Source organism: Chryseobacterium sp. SN22, assembly GCF_008329705.1.
In the GTDB taxonomy this organism is placed as follows: domain Bacteria; phylum Bacteroidota; class Bacteroidia; order Flavobacteriales; family Weeksellaceae; genus Chryseobacterium.
Genome location: NZ_VTSX01000005.1, coordinates 171,865 through 190,557, shown reverse-complemented (window position 1 = coordinate 190,557; position 18,693 = coordinate 171,865). Strand labels below are relative to the sequence as shown.

General features: G+C 39.3%; 17 protein-coding genes. 3 read left to right on the top strand and 14 right to left on the bottom strand.

Annotated elements, in window-relative coordinates; all coding sequences use genetic code 11:
• Nucleotides 1-38 precede the first annotated feature (38 nt).
• Genes FY557_RS05020 through FY557_RS04995 form a run of 6 tightly spaced genes read right to left on the bottom strand, consistent with a single transcriptional unit; the run spans nt 39 to nt 7,331 of the window.
• Nucleotides 39-398: a response regulator gene (locus tag FY557_RS05020; RefSeq protein WP_149246196.1), complete on the bottom strand. Its 360-nt coding sequence runs from the start codon at nt 396-398 to the stop codon at nt 39-41.
• A gap of 43 nt (nt 399-441) precedes the next feature.
• Entirely contained in the window at nt 442-1,014 is a 573-nt protein-coding gene (locus FY557_RS05015) for a chemotaxis protein CheB (protein ID WP_149246195.1), read from the bottom strand.
• A gap of 12 nt (nt 1,015-1,026) precedes the next feature.
• A complete protein-coding gene (locus tag FY557_RS05010; RefSeq protein ID WP_149246194.1) occupies nt 1,027-1,857 on the bottom strand; it encodes a CheR family methyltransferase in 831 nt (276 codons plus the stop codon).
• Nucleotides 1,858-2,223: a response regulator gene (locus tag FY557_RS05005; protein WP_185151654.1), complete on the bottom strand. Its 366-nt coding sequence runs from the start codon at nt 2,221-2,223 to the stop codon at nt 1,858-1,860.
• 15 nt (nt 2,224-2,238) lie between these two features.
• Nucleotides 2,239-5,850, bottom strand: a complete 3,612-nt coding sequence (locus FY557_RS05000; protein ID WP_149246192.1) for a response regulator — start codon at nt 5,848-5,850, stop codon at nt 2,239-2,241.
• A gap of 5 nt (nt 5,851-5,855) precedes the next feature.
• The gene (locus tag FY557_RS04995) at nt 5,856-7,331 is read right to left on the bottom strand and encodes a response regulator (RefSeq protein ID WP_149246191.1); all 1,476 of its coding nucleotides are present in this window, start codon (nt 7,329-7,331) and stop codon (nt 5,856-5,858) included.
• Nucleotides 7,332-8,069: 738 nt separating this feature from the next.
• On the opposite strand from FY557_RS04995, the gene FY557_RS04990 reads away from it, so the two are divergent.
• Both FY557_RS04990 and xth read left to right on the top strand, forming a co-directional pair.
• Entirely contained in the window at nt 8,070-8,333 is a 264-nt protein-coding gene (locus FY557_RS04990) for a hypothetical protein (RefSeq protein WP_149246190.1), read from the top strand.
• Nucleotides 8,334-8,342: 9 nt separating this feature from the next.
• The gene (gene xth / locus FY557_RS04985) at nt 8,343-9,119 is read left to right on the top strand and encodes an exodeoxyribonuclease III (protein WP_149246189.1); all 777 of its coding nucleotides are present in this window, start codon (nt 8,343-8,345) and stop codon (nt 9,117-9,119) included.
• 643 nt (nt 9,120-9,762) lie between these two features.
• On the opposite strand, the gene FY557_RS04980 is transcribed toward xth, so the two are convergent.
• The 7 genes from FY557_RS04980 to FY557_RS04955 form a co-directional block, all read right to left on the bottom strand.
• Nucleotides 9,763-10,386 carry a DUF4142 domain-containing protein gene (locus FY557_RS04980; protein WP_149246188.1) on the bottom strand — a complete coding sequence of 208 codons (624 nt, stop codon included), beginning with the start codon at nt 10,384-10,386 and terminating at the stop codon, nt 9,763-9,765.
• A gap of 180 nt (nt 10,387-10,566) precedes the next feature.
• A complete protein-coding gene (locus tag FY557_RS20055; RefSeq protein ID WP_185151653.1) occupies nt 10,567-10,728 on the bottom strand; it encodes a hypothetical protein in 162 nt (53 codons plus the stop codon).
• 147 nt (nt 10,729-10,875) lie between these two features.
• Nucleotides 10,876-11,577, bottom strand: coding sequence for a lycopene cyclase domain-containing protein (locus FY557_RS04975; RefSeq protein WP_149246205.1), 702 nt, complete (start codon nt 11,575-11,577; stop codon nt 10,876-10,878).
• Nucleotides 11,577-12,035, bottom strand: a complete 459-nt coding sequence (locus tag FY557_RS04970) for a sterol desaturase family protein (RefSeq protein WP_149246187.1) — start codon at nt 12,033-12,035, stop codon at nt 11,577-11,579. The genes FY557_RS04975 and FY557_RS04970 overlap by 1 nt, the downstream gene beginning before the upstream one ends.
• Before the next feature lie 24 nt (nt 12,036-12,059).
• Nucleotides 12,060-12,896 (bottom strand): phytoene/squalene synthase family protein, encoded by an 837-nt coding sequence (locus tag FY557_RS04965; RefSeq protein ID WP_149246186.1) that lies wholly within the window; start codon nt 12,894-12,896, stop codon nt 12,060-12,062.
• 5 nt (nt 12,897-12,901) lie between these two features.
• Nucleotides 12,902-14,371, bottom strand: a complete 1,470-nt coding sequence (locus FY557_RS04960) for a phytoene desaturase family protein (RefSeq protein ID WP_149246185.1) — start codon at nt 14,369-14,371, stop codon at nt 12,902-12,904.
• A gap of 2 nt (nt 14,372-14,373) precedes the next feature.
• A complete protein-coding gene (locus FY557_RS04955; RefSeq protein ID WP_149246184.1) occupies nt 14,374-15,042 on the bottom strand; it encodes a MarR family winged helix-turn-helix transcriptional regulator in 669 nt (222 codons plus the stop codon).
• Between the two features lie 164 nt (nt 15,043-15,206).
• On the opposite strand from FY557_RS04955, the gene FY557_RS04950 reads away from it, so the two are divergent.
• Nucleotides 15,207-15,659, top strand: a complete 453-nt coding sequence (locus tag FY557_RS04950; RefSeq protein ID WP_149246183.1) for a PA2169 family four-helix-bundle protein — start codon at nt 15,207-15,209, stop codon at nt 15,657-15,659.
• A 242-nt stretch (nt 15,660-15,901) separates the two neighbouring features.
• Here the strand turns inward: FY557_RS04950 and FY557_RS04945 are convergent, their stop codons facing one another.
• Nucleotides 15,902-18,661 carry a hypothetical protein gene (locus FY557_RS04945; protein ID WP_149246182.1) on the bottom strand — a complete coding sequence of 920 codons (2,760 nt, stop codon included), beginning with the start codon at nt 18,659-18,661 and terminating at the stop codon, nt 15,902-15,904.
• Nucleotides 18,662-18,693 lie beyond the last annotated feature (32 nt).

Genomic DNA, 18,693 nt, shown 5'->3' with positions numbered 1-18,693 from the left:
TGCAGGGACTTCTGTTTTTCAGATAACCCTGCTGTTTATTATAGGTATTGCGCTACTTTATCCTCAAGGTCTTCCAGATTGAAAGGTTTTGCCACATAATCGTCTGCCTGTGCCTGTTTGGCCAAAGCCACGATATCATTGTTGGCCGTTACATAGATCACAGGAATACTTTTAAATTCCTCATGGCTTTTCAGAAGCCTTGTTGCCTCCACTCCGCCTATTTTCGGAATCCAGTTATCCATCAGGATCACATCCGGCTGATACTGGGCTACTTTCTCCAGAATATCATGCGAGGTTTCTGATATTTCCACATGATAACCGTTTTCTTCAAAAATGATCGTAATTACTTCAAGAATGGTTTTATCATCATCGAAAATCAGGATTTTCTTTTTACTCATACTAATTTTATATTTTTAACGTAGTTAGGGATTTCTTTTTATTTTACAGCTGATTGATATAATCCGCTAAGTTACCGGAATTAATAATTAAATCATAATCAATTTCTTCCACCGCATGCTTAGGCATGTAATCCACTTCCGCCGTTTCGGGATCCTGGATCCAGACTCTGCCTCTGTTTTTCTTGATATACGCCAGGCCTTCCACCCCATCTGCATTAGCCCCGGAAAGCAGGATACCGATTACATTTTCTTCGTAAACTTCTGCAGCCGATCTCAAGGTGACATCAATCGACGGACGGGAATAATTCATTTTCTCGGAACTATCCAGCGACATGGTATTTTTATCTTCAAACAGCAGGTGGTAATCTGCCGGCGCAATATATATTTTATTTTTCTGAATATCAGTTTTATCTTCGATTTCAATAACTTCCACCCGAGAAAACTGCTGAAGCAGGGTTTGCAGGATATTTGTTGCCTGGGCTTTTCTGTGCACTACAAGAAGAATAGGAAAGCTAATCGGATCATCCAGCTTTTTGATCATCTCTATAATAACCTGCAGGCTTCCCGCAGAACCGCCTATTACTATTAGTTCAGTGTTGGTGCCATTTACTTTCATGGGTAGGGGTTTTTAATGATGATCTACTTTTTTCCAGACTTTCTGATCATCAACCTGGTGGTAGTTTCTGTCTAATTTAGAAAATCTTATCGTTTCTTTTGCACCCAATGCCAAAAATCCCAGATTCTCCAGACTGTTGTCGAATAGCCGAAATACCCTTTCCTGCAGACCGCGGTCAAAATAAATAAGAACATTTCGGCATATAATTAACTGAAAACTGTTAAAAGAGCTGTCAGAAACCAGATTGTGTGTAGAAAGGATCAGCTTTTCCTGCAGGCTTTTATCAAATTTTACACTGTCATAGTTCGCGGTGTAATAATCCGAAAAATCCTTTTTACCGCCGGACTGGATATAGTTTTCGGAGTACAGCTTCATCTGCTGCAATGGAAAAACTCCTGCTCTCGCTGTTTCCAGTACCGATGGATTAAGGTCGGTTCCGTAAATCAGCGATTTCTGGTATAAATTGGCTTCCTTTAGAAGAATGGCCATGGAATAAGCCTCTTCCCCCGTCGAGCATCCGGCTACCCAGATCCGGATCAGCGGATAAGTACCCAGCTGTGGCAGGATCTTTTCCCTCAGGGTTTTAAAAAACTGGGGATCGCGGAACATTTCGGTCACATTTACTGTAATCTCTTCAATGAACCGTTTCAGGTATTCAGGATCATTAAGGATGGTATATCTTAATTCCGCAAAACTGGTAAACCTGTCGATGAGACATATCCGGTTGACCCTCCGCTTAAACGAAGCGCGGCTGTATTCCGAAAAATCGTAACCGTACATATCGTAAACATCCTTGATCAGATATTCTACTTCTTCATCTTTTATAATACTAGGTTCCAGCATTTACATCAGTTTTTCAATCGCTGTTATCAATTTATCCACATCAATAGGTTTGGAAATGTAATCTTCCGCCCCTGCATCCAGACATTTCTGCCGGTCTTCCGGCATCGCCTGGGCTGTAACGGCAATGATAGGAATGTCTCTGGCAGACGGCATTTCTTTTATAATTTTTATCGCCTGATATCCATCCATTTCAGGCATCATCATGTCCATCAGCACCGCCTGAAACTGGCCGTCCCTTTCCAGGACCGATATGGCTTCACGGGCCATGGTACAGCTTTCCGTCTGATAGCCCCGTGCTTTTAGGGTGAGTTTCAGGGCAAAGATGTTACGCGGATCATCGTCCACAATTAAAATTTTCTTGTTCATCAGAATTCTGGCTGTTTAACTTTCATATAACCAAACACGAAGCAGGGAAAGCAGCTGATCGATATCCACAGGTTTCGAGATATAATCTGAAGCGCCCGCAGTGATGCATTTTTCTCTTTCTCCGATCATGGATTTTGCCGTGATGGCAATAATTGGCAACCTCGTAAATTTAGGCATTTTCCTGATTTCTTTTATCGTTTCATATCCATCCATTTCCGGCATCATCATATCCATCAGGATTACGTCGACATCAGGGTTTTCCTTAATCTGTTGCAGGGCATGTTTCCCATCCATGGCTACTACCGCTTCCACTTTATATTTCTCAAGTGCTTTCGTTAAGGAGAAAATATTCCTTACATCATCATCCGTGATCAGGATTTTTTTCCCGCTCAGAACTTCTGTTAAAGAGCCCAGCGCTTTATTCCTTACGTTTTCGATGGAGTTGTTCTTTTCTTCTACGAGATGTAAAAACAAACCGACCTCATCCAGAATCCTCTGGTACGAATGAGCGGTCTTTACAACAATTGAGTCTGCATACTGCTTGATTTTCAGTTCTTCGGATTTGGATAGGTTTCTTTCCGTAAAAATGATGATCGGCAGGTTTTCCAGTCCGTCATAGCTTTTAATGGATTCTACGATCTGGTATTCATTTCCTTTCGAAGATCCGATGTCGAGAATAACACAGTCTACACGGTCGGAAGTGAGTGCCTTCACACTGTCTTCCACATTATTTTCTACCGAAAGCGAGATGTTGAAATTGCTTAAAAAATAAGACAATGCACTGGCATGCTTTGCGTTTTCTTCCACGATTAAAACTTTCTGGGGTCCTTTTTTCAGGGCTTCTTCAATAGTTTTAAATACTGCTGTCATCTGATCCAGAGCCACCGGCTTGCTGATAAAATCGATAGCACCTTTCATAAGGCTTTCTTTTTTTACATGCAGCGAGGACATCATATGCACCGGAATGTGCTTGGTATCGGGATTCGATTTTAAATCGTCCATCACCTGCCATCCGTCTTTTACCGGCAGCTGCACATCCAGCAGGATCGCATGAGGCTTAAACTGCAGCGCTGCGGCAAGGCCACGGTCTCCCCTGACTTCAATCACTGCCTTATAATTCTGGAGGTGAGCATATTTCAGCAGGGCTTTGGCAAAATTCGTATCGTCTTCGATGATAAGGATAACTTTATCGTCTTTTTTTATCAGGTAACGGTCATCATCTACATTTTCCGGGATTTCAAGTGTATTAACTTCTTCTTTTATTTCTTCTTCCCCTTCATCCAGAATATGCTGGATTTCTTCTACTTCTTCACGGATTGTTTTTACCAGGTTCTGATCATTTTCCGCAGGCTTAATTTCCGTTGCTTCCTTTATTGGAATAACCAAGCTGAATTCACTGCCTTCATTCACTTTACTTTTCAGAATGAGTTCGCCTCCCAGCAACCGGGCGATTTCACGGCTGATCGATAATCCCAGACCGGTTCCCCCGAATTTTCTTTTTGTAGAACCGTCTGCCTGCTGGAAAGCCTCAAAAATAATCTTCTGCTTGTCTTCCGCAATTCCGATCCCGGTATCCTTTACTGAGAAAATGATAAAGTCTTCTTTTTCAGGATCTTTTTTAATATGTAAACCGATGCTGCCTTTGGTCGTAAATTTCAGGGCATTCGATAAGAGATTTCTTAATACCTGATCTACTCTTAACCGGTCAGTCTCAATACTTTTCCAGGCATCCGCTTCAATATCAATATTAAACAGAAGCTTTTTCTCCTGGAATACGGGATTGAAAAGATTTTTAAGGTCTTTTACAACATCTTCGATAATAACCTTCTGATATTCAAGAGTCATTTTTCCGGATTCGATTTTAGCAAGATCAAGAATTTCATCAATTAAAGTCAAAAGGCTGCTTCCGGAGCTCTGGATTACTTTTGCCGATTCAATCTGGTCTTCATTCAGGTTTTCATCAGGATTTTCAGCCATCAGCCTGGAAAGAAGCAGGATTGAGTTCAGCGGTGTACGCAATTCATGGGACATATTGGCCAGGAATTCCGATTTGTATTTGGTGCTCAAAGCAAGTTCCTCCACCTTTTTCTGAATTTCGTTGTTGCGTTCGGCGATCAGGTGATTCTTTTCTTCCAAAAGCCTTGAACGTTCTTCCAGTTCGGCATTCGCTTGCATCAGCTCTTCCTGCTGTACTTTCAGTTCTTCTTCAGAAGCCTGCAGCTTCTGGGTCTGGGCTTCCAATTCGGTATTTAAATTTTCAAGTTCGGAATGCTGTACCTGCAGCTCTTCAGACTGTGCCTGCGTTTCCTCAAGCAACTGCTGTTCTTTTTCCCTCCCTTTTGCTGCACTTAAGGCAATGCCTATATTCCTGCTGCATTCTACAAAGTAATCTACACGGTCCTGTTCGTAATTGGAAGTTGATCCCAATTCCATAATTCCTATAATTACACCGTCAGCAAAAATCGGAATTAGCATAATACCGTAAATCTGGATGGCGCTGCTTGCAAAAGTCACTACAAAATCATCTTCATGCAGGTTGTTATACACCTGCGTCTTTTCGCTGATGAAAGTCTGCCCTACCATTCCTTCTCCGGGCTCAAAAACCTTCTTCATATTGTTTTCCAGTCCGAATGCTGTTGTGAGCCTTAATAAACCATCATCGTACAGATAAATGGAACCGTTGATGCATTTTCCGTATTCGATCAGTTGCTGTAATGAAGCAGTAGCTACCTGCTTTACCGTTTTATTCCCTACAAGGGATTCATTCAGTATGGCAAGACCTTTTTGGCGCCAGTCGCTTCTGTTAATGGTATCAAATGAAAATTTCAGCGATTCCGTCATGTTATTGAGTGATTCCACCAATTCTCCAAGGTCATCTTCAGCAGTGTCCACTACTTTTTGACTATAATCGCCGTTAGCTACCCGGTTCGCAATTTTCTGAATGGCATTTACCCTTCTGGAAATTTCAAGATCTTTTGTCCTGAGCATTTTTTCCAGCTTTTCCCTGCGGATCAGGTCGGCCCTGAGTTTAAAATAGAAGAATGTGGTTACAACAATAGCGGCTATGGCAGAAAATATGATGAACATCACCGTTGTGTTTGAAGAACGGTTGAGATCCTTGTTTTTTAGAGCAAGCTGATTTTCTTCATACTGCGAAAAGTCCCTTACAATCTGCCGGCTGCGGTCCATATAGACTTTGCTGTCCAGAATCTGCTGCTGTGTCATCATGAGTCCGTTTCTGCGGTTCTGCACAAAAAGCTTCAGCGTGGCAATGTTGTGATCTGCATTTTTTTCCAATTCACTCAGCAGCTTTTTCTGATGAGGGTCCGTAATTTCCAGCCCTTTGGCATACTGAAAAGTTTTGGAATATTCAGCAACGCTGCGGTTGAAAGGTTCAAGGAAACTTTCTTTTCCGGTAAGCTGGTAACCGCGGTTTCCGGTTTCGGCATCCAGAAGCGATAACATGACATCTTTAACAGCGGTTACTGCCCTTCTGCTTTTTCCCACACTTTCCCGGTGGTTCATCTGGTTCTGGATACTGAAATAAGAAGCTACTGAACTCGCTATCAGAATAACAAGTGAGAGAGCGACTCCAAACTGGAGATTCCGTATAATTTTTTTCGGCATGAAAACTAATTTAATGGTAAGGTGAAATAGAATGTTGACCCTTCGTCAACTTTACTTGAGACCCCGATGTTGCCATGGTGCTGCTTGATGATTTCCGAACAGATGAACAGGCCGATGCCCATCCCCTGGAACTGGAGTGAAGATTCTTCGACCCTGTAAAATTTATGGAAAACAGCTTCCTGCTTATAATCCGGAATTCCTATTCCGAAGTCGGTTACATTTACCCTTACTTCCTGCTCTTCCTCATCAAGAAAGGTGGTTACTATCACCTGATTGTTATTCGGAGAATATTTGATGGCATTGGTGAGAAAGTTGATTAAGACCTGCTCGATGCGGATTTCATCAATTGGGATTAAAATATCCGGAAGAATTCCGTCACGTTTTATTTTTACCCTGTTTTCATCATGGGTCTGCAAAATCGTATCAATAGCATTGTTGATTACGCTTGCCAGGTTGGTGGGTTTGCGGGTAATTTTCAGTTTTCCATTTTCAATTCTTGAAACATCCAGCAGGTCGGTAATGAGGGTATTGAGTTTTTCGATCTGGTCCTGCACCTTTGTGACAAATCCGGCTTCCGTACTTTCTTTACTGAGCTTCAGCTTTCTTTCGAGCAGCTGAACATAAGCTTTAATACTCGTCAAAGGGGTTTTGAGCTCATGGCTGGCAATGCTCAGGAATTCATCTTTTTCTTTTTCCACTTTTTTCTGATCATCAATATCCGTAAATGTCCCGACCCAGTTTTTAATGCTGTTTTCTTCGTGTACGGGTGTAATACGGAGAAGGTGGTAGCGGTAATTTCCGGTTTCCTTATTCCTGATCCGGACTTCCATTTCAAGGGCTTTCCCTTTCTTTCTGCAGCGTTCGAGTTCTTCCTTTATGTTGAAATCATCAGGATGGGTTTCAGGAAATTCTTTATCGGAATCCGAGTACTGAGCCCATTTTACATTCACAAAATCTACAATTCCATTTTCATTGAGCGTAAAAGCAATCTGAGGCAGAGACTCCAGCATCAGGTGGAAGTGATCGATCTGGGACTTCATGGTTACCTGGGATTCCCTTCTCCCTTTTACTTCCAGTTCCAGACTTTGCTGCGTCTTTTTCATCGCAATATTCTGTTCCTGGAGATTGTAAAATGTTTTTACCTTAAGAAGAAGGATTTCGGGATCAACGGGTTTCGTAACATAGTCTTTTCCTCCTGAAGCATATCCTTTGGTGATAAATTTTTTTTCAGTATTTACTGCGGAAAGGAATATAATCGGCACTTCTTTTGTTTTGCTGTACCCGGCCAACGTTTCAGCCACTTCAAAACCATCCATATCCGGCATCTGCACATCCAAAATGATTAAGGCATAATCGTTTTTAAGAGCCTTTCCCAGGGCTTTTTCCCCCGAATCAGCCGTATCGACCTGAAAATCTTTGGATTCAAGCAGTTTTTTTAATGAATAAAGATTACTCTGGTTATCATCAACAATTAAGATCATAGAAACGTAAAATCAATAATTAAGTATTTTTAGATCAGTTTCAAAAATATATGGAATATTCTGAAAAAAAGTCATTCTGTATCCTGCATCAATAGATATACCAGAATGCAAAATCTGCGTGAATTTATAAAAAAAAACACATAAAAAAAAGTGGAGATATTTTTCTTAAGTCATTTTAGCCTATTATGATCAAAAAATTAACCTGATCTGGTAATTTATATCAAAATTTTCTTTGTGAAAAATTATTCACGGCACGGTGTTTGAATAAGAAGACATAACACTTTTTCACTTAAATATATTTTTCAAATTTAACCCCTGTTTTTGCAGGGGTTTATTTTTTTGTTTATATATTTGCACCGAATTTCTCATGTTTAATTTGAGTTTTCATGGTTATTAGTTTTTTAATCCCCGTCGAAAGTCGGGGATTTTTTTATCCTGTAAATTAAATATCTTCCAGCTTCCGTCTTTCCCTTCCAATACATGATGCATTTATTCATCAAAAATTTAATTTAAGACCGGTATGGCACAACTTGTGATATAGCAGAGGTACACCATTAATATCAATACACTATGTCGATCAAAATACAAGTCGCTGTCTGCACAGAATGCAACGGTTATTTTTCAGCTGCACCCTTGGAGCAAAAAAACGCAACTCATCCGGACATCACGGATCATTTTTTTTATCATGGTGAACCGTGGTTTACACTTGACTGTAAAACTTTCGACAAATCCAGAAATATGGAAAATACTCAGATTGTAGTTACCGATCTGGAAACACATGTAAAAGATGACCACCGGTACTGCAACTGCAAAAAGAAGGAAGCAGCTTCTAAAGTTAAATATGCTTATGAGTCATTATCTGCCGAAAGATCAATGCCATACCTGGAGAGAAACGAAATGGATACGGAAATCTACTTTAAAGATTTGTACTACACCTATAATAATTTCCATGGTATTGCAGCAGCAGGCCACCATAGAAATTCCGGGACAAAATTCCGTTAAAATATATTTATGAAAATTGCCACCTACAATGTAAACGGCATAAACGCTCGGCTTCCTGTCCTTCTCAAATGGCTACAGGAAGCCGATCCTGATATTGTAGGTCTGCAGGAACTAAAGGCCCCACAGGAAAGATTTCCGGAAGCTGAAATTCACGACGCCGGTTACCATGTGATATGGAAAGGGCAGAAAAGCTGGAACGGCGTGGCCATCCTAGCTAAAAAGAAATATGAAATTACAGAAGTCCAACGGGAATTGCCGGGTGATGAGGAAGATATCCAGAGCCGATACATAGAAGCGATCGTCAATCAGATGGTAATCTGCTGCCTGTATCTTCCGAACGGAAATCCTTATCCGGGTCTTAAATTCGATTACAAATTAAATTGGCTCAAACGTTTCATAGAACGGACCGATGAATTGGTAAAAATGGATCTTCCGGCCGTATTGATCGGGGATTTCAATATCATTCCTACTCCATTTGATGTTCATAAACCCGAACGTTGGGAAAATGATGCCTTATTCCGGCCTGAAGTACGGAAAGCGTTTGCAGATCTGCTTAAGAAAGGATGGACCGATTCCATCCGTACTTTATTTCCAGAAGAAAAAATCTATACTTTCTGGGATTACCTTTATAAATCTTACGACCGTAATGCGGGAATCCGGCTGGATCACCTGTTGCTGAGTCCATATCTGAAACCGAGATTATATTCCGGCGGTGTAGATAAACACGTCCGTGGCTGGGAAAAAAGCAGTGATCATGCCCCGGTGTGGATCGAGCTGAAGGATTAAACCAAAATTCCAATTATCTCTATCTAACATTCTGTTTCAAAATTCATTATCGAATCTTATTTAACTCAATATAAACAGGACAAATGCAAAAATGAATACGGTAATATTTATCTGATTTCTGATAATGATCCTTTAATCCAGATTTTAATAAGAGATATAACCTCTCCGAAATTCCGGTGTTGCTGAACTTTGATAATTTACTACACAAATATTGCTTTAGAGAGTAAAACCTGCAAGCATTAAATTAATCTAACGTAAATTCTTAGTAGAAAGCAGATTAAAGGCAGGAAGAAAAAAGCCGGATACTGGAAGTCCCTTCAACCAAATACTTTTAAAAGTCTTGAATATTAAACGATTTTTTGCATTGAACAAAGGAAAGCTTTATTAAGATTCCTAATCATTTCTATTTCCTTATTTTCTTTAAAAACTGAAAAATAATTAAATATTATCGGATTCACGTTAATCTGGTATGAATAATATCAATTGAGAGAAACTTTCATCTTCCCTATTCCCGTTCTTCAGCCGTAACTCCGTTCAATGCCTTAATCAATTTCAGGACAAAAAATAAAGTTATCCTGAATATTCAGGATAACTTTTAATTTTAAATAAAGCTGATTGTTACAGCTTGTACTTTAGATACAGCTTATTTTACGGCAGCTTTTGCTTTTTCAGACTCCATTAAGTGATGCTCCAATGTAGGAAGCGTTTTGCTGGCGAAAGCTTTCAATGAAGATTCAGTACCTGATGAAGCTTCTTTCTTGAATTCGGCGATATCCATTTTATGATCGCTTACCATCAGATCCGTATAGGCACGGTCGAATTCCGCTCCTTTTTTAGCTTTCAGATCATCGTATTTTTTTTGCTTCTCCGCATCAAGGCTTGTCGGTAATGTATATTTTGCCATAGAAGCCCATGATTTAAGTTCCTCGTTAGCTTTACCATGATCCGTTACCATCATGGCGCCTAATGATTTTACGGTTGCATTCTGTGCGTTGGTCTTAGCCAGTTCGCCCATCATTACTTCCATCATCCCTCCTTTCGCAGCAGCATCAGCAAATTTTTTGTCCTGATCGCTCAACGTTGTATTGGCTGCACCATTGTTTTGGTTCATGGTTGAAGCAGAATCGCCCGTAGTTGTTGTCATGCCGGTATCTGCCGGTGCAGACATAGCCGTACTATCGGCTGATTCGTTTGCAGTTGTAGTTTCGTTTTTCTTACAAGCCACCATTGTTCCAACGGCTAATAGGGCTAAAATTGTCTTTTTCATAATATTAATAAATGGTTGATAAATTTTTAGTTCGTAGTGCAGATAAACTTAACGATAAAAAATACCGCAGTTTTATGACCAGGATCATAAGCTCTTAATTGTGACTTAAGATAACAGTCAGATCCGGGATATAATTAAAAGAAGCCCTTTCAGAATTGAAACAGCTTCTTTTATTCATTGCTATACAAAATTATTATATTTGATGTTTCCGGTAGCACCCATTGGCAGATAGACCACCTTTCTTTTGATCATCTTCGCTTTTTCAAGTGCTTTAAGTGCTTTTTGACGTTCGATTTCTTTGTTCAGGGAAGATGAAATTTCCCATTCGTTAAAATTTTTCATACTATTATATTTAAGTGATTGGTGTGTTGATGTCAAGTGCTTTACAGCTATTATTGTCTTTACATAAAACAGGCCATTTTTTATATTTTCTGAAAAAAATTAATCTTTCTGTATATTTTAATAAAGATTAAACAGATAATTTCCCAATTACTTGTTTTCAACCGGCTCTTTCCTTTTAAATTTCTGAAAAAAGAAGATATTCCATAAAATAAGTTCATATCCATACACTGTATCTTCGATAGGGATGGTAAGGATCCTGATGCCTATGAAATTTCTGGGATTATAATTAACAATCGGCGATTCCAGACCGGTTCCCGTCAGAATACCATTTACCATTAAAAATCCCGGCATGAGAAGAAAATAAACAAATGAAGCTTTTCCGATCCACCGTACCTTTAAAACGAAATGCAGGACCGCTAGGCTGAATGCTGTGGTAATAAAGGTTATGCTGGTATAAATTTTATCAATAAAATAAATCCCGATCATCAAAGCAAGCAGGATACAAATCATTACAAAAACTTTCTCCCGGAGCGGCTTCCAGTCCAGTTTAAAAAATTTGTCCAGGCAGAAATAGGTGAAGATACAGGCGAAAGGAATGCAGAAAAAGAAGAGAATCTCTTCAATAGGCAGCTTCAGAAACCGTATGCCTATCAGATATTGATCGTTAAACCACCACACGCCTATTTTTGTAAACCAGGCATCCCAAATGATAAATACTACGGCCACTATAAATGAGCCTAGGAGAAAAGCCCCAAAATGCCTGTTAAATTTTATTTTGGGATGAAAGGAAAAAATAAAACAAATAATGATGGTAAAAAAATTAATGAGAAGGTAAGTGTAGTGCAGCATCATTTATTTGTTTTATTAAAGTACATTTTAAAATATTTTACCGGAACCCAAAGAAAGCCAAAACATTCACCTTCTTCTTTTCCGGTATGCTTGTGATGCTGTTTATGTGCTCTGCGGATGGCCAACAGATAAGGATTTTCCGTATTCCGGAATACTTTAAGCCGTTGGTGGATAAAAATATCATGTACGAAAAAATAAGCCATTCCATACAGAGCAATTCCTAAGGCGATATAGAACCAGTGATTAAAACCCTGTATGGTTCCGTAATACATCAGCATAATAGTCGGGAGGGCAAAGATGACAAAGAAATAATCATTTTTTTCCATAGGTCCTTCACTGCTGTGATCATGATGGTCTTTGTGCAATGACCAGAGAAATCCATGCATAACGTATTTATGGGTAAGCCACGTTATTCCTTCCATAATAAAAAAGGTGGCGGCCAGGATAAGGAAATTCATATAAATAGTTTAAGTGGTATTAATCTATAAGAAAGAAGTTTTGTACTGTACGTAACAGCTCATCATCAGAGAAATCTTGGCACCGTTTGAAATTCTTATTCTTTCACTCAGGATTTTCTCTGCAGATTTTCTTTTAATTTTTTTAAATAAGGATACATAATATTTGTAGGCAAGATAAACGCCGAACCTTGAAGATGCAGGAAGCTTTTTAATTCCGATGAGTGCCTGCCTGAACTCCTCCTCTATTTCTTTTTCTATTGAAAGCTTTACGTTATTATCAAATGAAGTCATATCCAGGTTCGGGAAATAGCTTCTTCCCAAAGTATAATAATCATCTTTCATATCCCTCAGGAAATTTACTTTCTGAAATGCCGATCCCAGAATCATAGCAAAAGGTTTCAAAGCTTCATACTGTTTTTTGTCACCGTTGACAAAGATCTGCAGACACATCAGGCCAACCACTTCAGCAGAACCGAGAATGTATTCTTTATAAAGATCTGAATTGTAATCGATCTTTTGGAGATCCATTTCCATACTTTTCAAAAACTGAATAATCAGCTGCCTGTCGATATCGTATTTATGCACAGTTTCCTGAAAAGACTGCATGACCGGATTTAATGAAATCCCGTCCTCAAGGGCCTGAAAGGTTTCATCTTTAAATTTCAAAAGAAGCTTTTCTTTATTATAATCATGAAAGCTGTCTACAATTTCATCGGCAAGGCGTACATATCCGTAAATGGCATAAATCGGGTTTCTGATCGCTGAAGAAAGGGCGAGAATTCCCAATGAAAAGCTTGTGCTGTACTGCTGGGTGGTTTGTTTACTTACTTTGTATGAAAGTTCGTCATATAATTTTTTCATATCGATCAATTTTTGGTAGCTTCTGTAGCTGCAATTTTTCCTGAAATAATGGAAGGCGGAACGCCGGGCCCCGGAACCGTGAGCTGGCCCGTATAAAACAAATTTTTTACTTTTTTATTTTTCAGAGACGGCTTCAGTACCGCAGTCTGGGCTAAAGTATTGGCAAGACCATAGGCATTTCCCTGATAGGCATTGTAATCTTCCTTGAAATCTTTTATGCAATAGCTCTTCTTGTAATCAATTTTCAGCAGAAGATCAGACGCTCCGGTGTGTTTTTCCAGCCTGAGCATCATTTCCATAAAGTACCGCTCACGGATTTCTTCAGAGTCTTCGATTCCGGGTGCAACCGGCATCAGCAGAAAGACATTTTCACAGTTGTCAGGTGCAACGGATGCGTCGGTTTTAGAAGGACAGCACGCATAGAACAATGGCTTGGTAGGCCATTTCTTATCATTATAAATTTCTTCGGTATGAAGCCCCAGATCATTTTCAAAAAACAAAGTATGGTGTTTCAGATTCGGGATTTTCTCTCTGAATCCTAAATAAAAAATAAGACAGGAAGGAGCGAATACCCTTTTTTCCCAGTAATTTTCATCATAGTTCCTTAATTCCTGCGGTAAAAGTTGTGATTCGGTATGATGGTAATCTGATGAAGCAATAATGGCATCGAAATCAATGTCCTTATTATCAACCGTTAAAGAAGATACCTTTTTGTTATGTACATTAATTCTTTCTACATTAGAATTTACATAAAGATGGGTTCCCTGGGATTCGGCAATGTTTTTCATTGCGTCAATAATTTTAGAAAAGCCGCCCATCGGATACCAGGTCCCTAACTTGTATCCTCCGTAATTCATTAAACTGTATAACGCAGGAATGTCCCTTGGTGCGGCTCCTAAAAAAATTACAGGAAACTCCATCAATACAATCAACTTAGGGTCCTTAAAATATTTTCTTACAAAACGCTGAAAATTGGTCAGAAGATCAAGCTTCAGCGCACTTTTTGCTATTTTCGGCGAAATGAATTCAAACCACGAATGGCAGGGTTTATTCACGAAATCCTGCATGCCCACTTCGTATTTGTAACGGGCATCTTCCATGAATTCATCAAGTTTCTTTCCGGCGCCCGTCTCCGTTTTTTCGAAAAGTTCTTTCATCTCTTCGTAATTATGCGGAATATTCATATTACCGTCGGAAAAAACCATTTCAAACTGCGGATCCAGTGAAACAAGATGATAGAAGTCGGAAGATTTTTTACCAAAATCACTGAAAAAAGACTCGATAATATCGGGCATCCAGTACCAGCTGGGCCCCATATCAAAAGTATAGCCGTTGTCGGTTTTAAAATGCCGTGCCCTGCCGCCGATGTCACTGTTTTTTTCGAAAAGGTGTACCTCGTGTCCTGCTTTCGAGGCATAAGCTGCTGCCGACAATCCTGAAAACCCTGATCCTATTACCGCAATTTTCTTTTTCATGGTTAGTTTTTAAATGAATATTCTTGGTATACCGTCTTAATAAGATCTTTACTGTCAATATTTCTGGAAAAAATCGGATAATGAAAACGGTCCAATTTATTCAGAATTCTTATCAGTTCCATTTTTTCATGATGGTTAAGATTTCCTGCAACAATTTCAGTAGCAATTCTGATCTTATGCATATGCTGCTCCAATGCGGCAATACCTTCTTCTGTAATGCTGATCAGTTTATTTCTCCGATCTTCTTCAGATTCCGTCTGTTCTATCCATCCCTGCTTCAGGAGCCTGGCGATAATCAGCATTCCCACTGGCTTGTCATGAATATTTTTCTTGATGAGTTCCATTTTCGTCATTCTTCCGAATGCCCTGAGGTTAATAAGATAGATAAAATCTTCCTGGGTAGTGAAATCCGAATCTGCAATCGCTGATTTGGAATAAGTTCTGGCATATCTGTTAAGATGGACAAGCAAAGTGCTTATGGCACTTTCTGCACTTCTTCCAGTTTCTTTTCCTTCCCAATAAGGCTCATGGTTTTTAGCATATTCAGCGGATTCCTTATCACAGATCCATGTTTTGAATCCCTGAACCGTATCAGGATAATAATGATTGGTATTTTCTTTATTAAACGCTTCAAGAAGGTCAATAACTTCTCTAGTAACTCTGTAATTCATGATTGAATTTAATATATAAATAAACTAAACATACTATATATAGTTTATAAATAAACTTAGGAGCATTTTTTATGCCAAAAAAAATTTTTAAAAAAATTTGAAATACCGGCTAAAAGAGGCATGCTTATTGCAAAATATCTAAGACACCAATTAAAAATTTTAATATGAACAACGAAAAAACAGTATCAACATTAAACGATTTACTGAACATCACGAACGACAGAATTGAAGGATTTTCAAAAGTAGAAGAAAAAGTATGGGAAAACCATTCAGGTTTAAAAGCCGATTATGATCAAATGGTATCACAGTCCCAACAAATGAAATCAGATCTGATCAGAATGATTAATGAGCACGGAGGAGATGCGGATAATACGACAAGTACTGCAGGAGCGTTGCACAGAGCATGGATTGATGTAAAGAACACATTTTCCGGCGATAAAAGCGAATCTACACTGGAGAATGTAGTATTCGGAGAAAAAGCGGCGATAGACGCTTATCAGGATGCGTTGGACAGCGGAGATTTAAATCCTGAGTGCTCAAGAACAATTTCTGATCACTTGCATCATCTTAAATCTTCTTATGCTAAATTTGAAAATTTAGAAAATTTAAAATCATAATCTTTTTTATAAAGATCATTTACAGGAGGACCTAAATAAGGTCCTCCTCTTTTTTGTATATCAGAAGATTTATTTTATATCTGTACGATGGTCTTGTAAGCCGAATTTAAATGTGTCCTTAAATATCGGTATGCAAAACGATCTGTATTTTTCAGGCTAAATTATTCTGTTCATACTAAAGAATTATAGATTCAGGATCACTGCTTTAAATCGTTAACTGTAAAATCATGAAATTTGTGGAGTTATTCAGTCCCGAACTTTTTCACCCGTATCTTTTTTTCTTTTACTTTAATGATAAACGGCTCCAGTGTAAGTATTTTACCTGCTTCCACTTCTGCTTCGGCATCAGTGCGTTCTACGTAAGTATTTGCCGGAAGCGAATTCTCATTCAGTTCGATCCTGTATTTGCCGGATTCAAGAAAAAAGACGAATTCACCATTATCATCCGTTACCAGCCGTTGCAAAAGCTGATTGTTCCGGTAAATATTAAATACAATCCCACCAGATTTAGGATCAAAGTCCATGGCCGTCTTTTCATTGAAATCATAACTGATGTTTCCTTTTACCGTTCCGTTCTGGTGTAATGGAATCTGCAATACATAATTGTGCCTATTGAGCTCTATCTCAGTCTCATCATAATACCAGCCTTTCTGTATAATCTGTTTAAGCGCATATTTTCCGAAAGGAAGCGCTTTGTAATTCAGGTTTCCTTTGCTATCCGTTCTAAAGGATACCGTATTCAGCATTACAAGATAGCTTTCCGCAGGTTTATCTCCTTCGTCATAAATACCATTGGTATTGTTATCATAATAAACAAAGGCGGTAATATTTCCTTTTTTACCAGGATCAGGAGTGCTGGTTTTGAGGTTCAGCGTAATGCCGGCTTCTACCGTGAGAAGACTGTTATTATTGCTTCGTGAAGAATAATAAAACCATGATGTATTAAGATAAATTCCATACATTTTTCCGGAATATTTAAGATTCATAAAACCAGAAGGTGATTTCCCGTAAAAAACATCATCGGTATAAGTAGCACCGGAGGAAACTGTTAACTTCTGGTCGAAGAAATTTTCATTCACGAAAGCTGAAAGGGATACTTTTTTATATGTGCTGTTTTCATTGAATGCTCTGGAAAAGGCATATTCAGAAAGGAAATAGCTCCCGTACTGATACATCACGTTCAGATTAAACCATTTATAGGTATAATTACCCAAAGCTTTCAACTGGAATCCGGCGTTGTCGCGGTCAGGATATTCAACCCGGCCGGCCTCAAGTCCTATCACCGTTGAATGTTTAGCATTCTGGCTCGACCACGTCATGTAGTCAGTAACCCTTTGGGCGGTCAACGTCTTTTTTTCCTGACTGAGTGCGGTATTAAAAAAGTTGTTATAAGCATTGGATTTTTCACCCTGGTACTGTAAGCCTAATGTAACTCCAACATTCCCTATCCTCGGCAAACCGATTCCGGTATCTACCCTGAATGTATCCGATATTAAATTATTATCGAAAAAGTAGAATTTCGGTGAAAAATCAGAAAGGAGAATATTTCCGTAAATACTGTAATCTTTATTGATATTGGCAGAAATGTTCTGCTGTACCTGCAGCATTCCCCGTCTGTTTCCCGGATAATAATCCGTACTATAGAAGTAATTTCCGTTCAGGTTGATCTTACGGATATTCCCGGAATACTGGGATTCAACAGCCAGCGAAGGTTTTGTAACATTGATCTGATCATAGACACTGAGTCCTGAATAGACTTTAGCCGCCATATTCCAGTCTTTATTAAAAGAATACTGCATATCGGTTCCCACCAGGTTATGCCGGGCCTTTTCAAAAGGATCGTTCCTGAAAACATAGGTTGCTGAAAAACTCCGTGCTGCATCCTTTATCATGGTGCCCCTTGCATAAAAACCATAGCCGAACTCCAGAAAGGAATGCCGTTCCACCAAACTAAAGGTCTGATCCACAAAGCCGACTTCCAGCTTCTTATCCTTTGCGGAAGAATTCCAGGCATATTCTGCACCTCTCCCGAACATCGACATCTCCATGACTTTACTGATGTTGCCTACGGTATACTCATTATTGGTATTGCGATACGTAACATATGTATTGGTAATCACAGGCTCCCCCTGACCGTTCAGAGTATAGATATTCCCTCTCATAAAAAGATATCCCGAAAGCAGATTAACACTTCCGGCTCCTCTAAGCTGGTACATGTTTAGATTTTCTCCTACTCTTCGGTAGGATGCCGTAATGCTGTTTTTTTTATAATCTGACAACACTATATCCTGAGGATCATGGTAACGTTGTGAAGAAGCGACATTCTGCACGGATACCGATGCGTTTCCGAAAATTTCTTTTTCAGGATTCCTGAATCCGGCAATACTAACACTGAACTGGGAAGTCCTTGCCAATGGGCTTGAAGGCATGAACCTGAAGATAAATACCGAATCTTTCTGCATTGCAACGCTGCCTGTTTTCTCAACGAAAATATTCTCTTGGGTAATTTCCGGAATCTTAAATACCACTGTAATATTCTGCCGGGTATTACCGAGATTGGAAACCCTGGCCCTGACTTCTAACGAATCTTTCATGTTATTGATATACAGCACAGGATTTTCCGCAAGTATTCTCAGTGATGTATTTTCAGCAACTTTAAAAGTGGTGGATTTCTCCGACACTGTATTGTCCTGAAGATCGCTGAGACTCAGGGCAATTGTTTTCTCTCCGGCAACCGCATTATTACTGACAATAATTTTTACCGGCAGAAACACCGTTTCTCCTGCAGTGAGCTCGGCTGGAATTCCATTGGCGGCAGCAACCCGGATGCCCTCCGGAGCATGGATATTAATTTTACCTTTAAAAGGAAACTGTTCTTTATTTTTCAGGACAACCGTAAGATCGATAATATTATGTCCTTCGGTACCCGATTCACTCCTGATCTCCATATCCACAGCAGGAATGCGCTGTGCTGAAACCGTTATAAAGGTAAGCAGTATCAAAAAAACGAACGTTATTTTTCTGAAAAGGACGT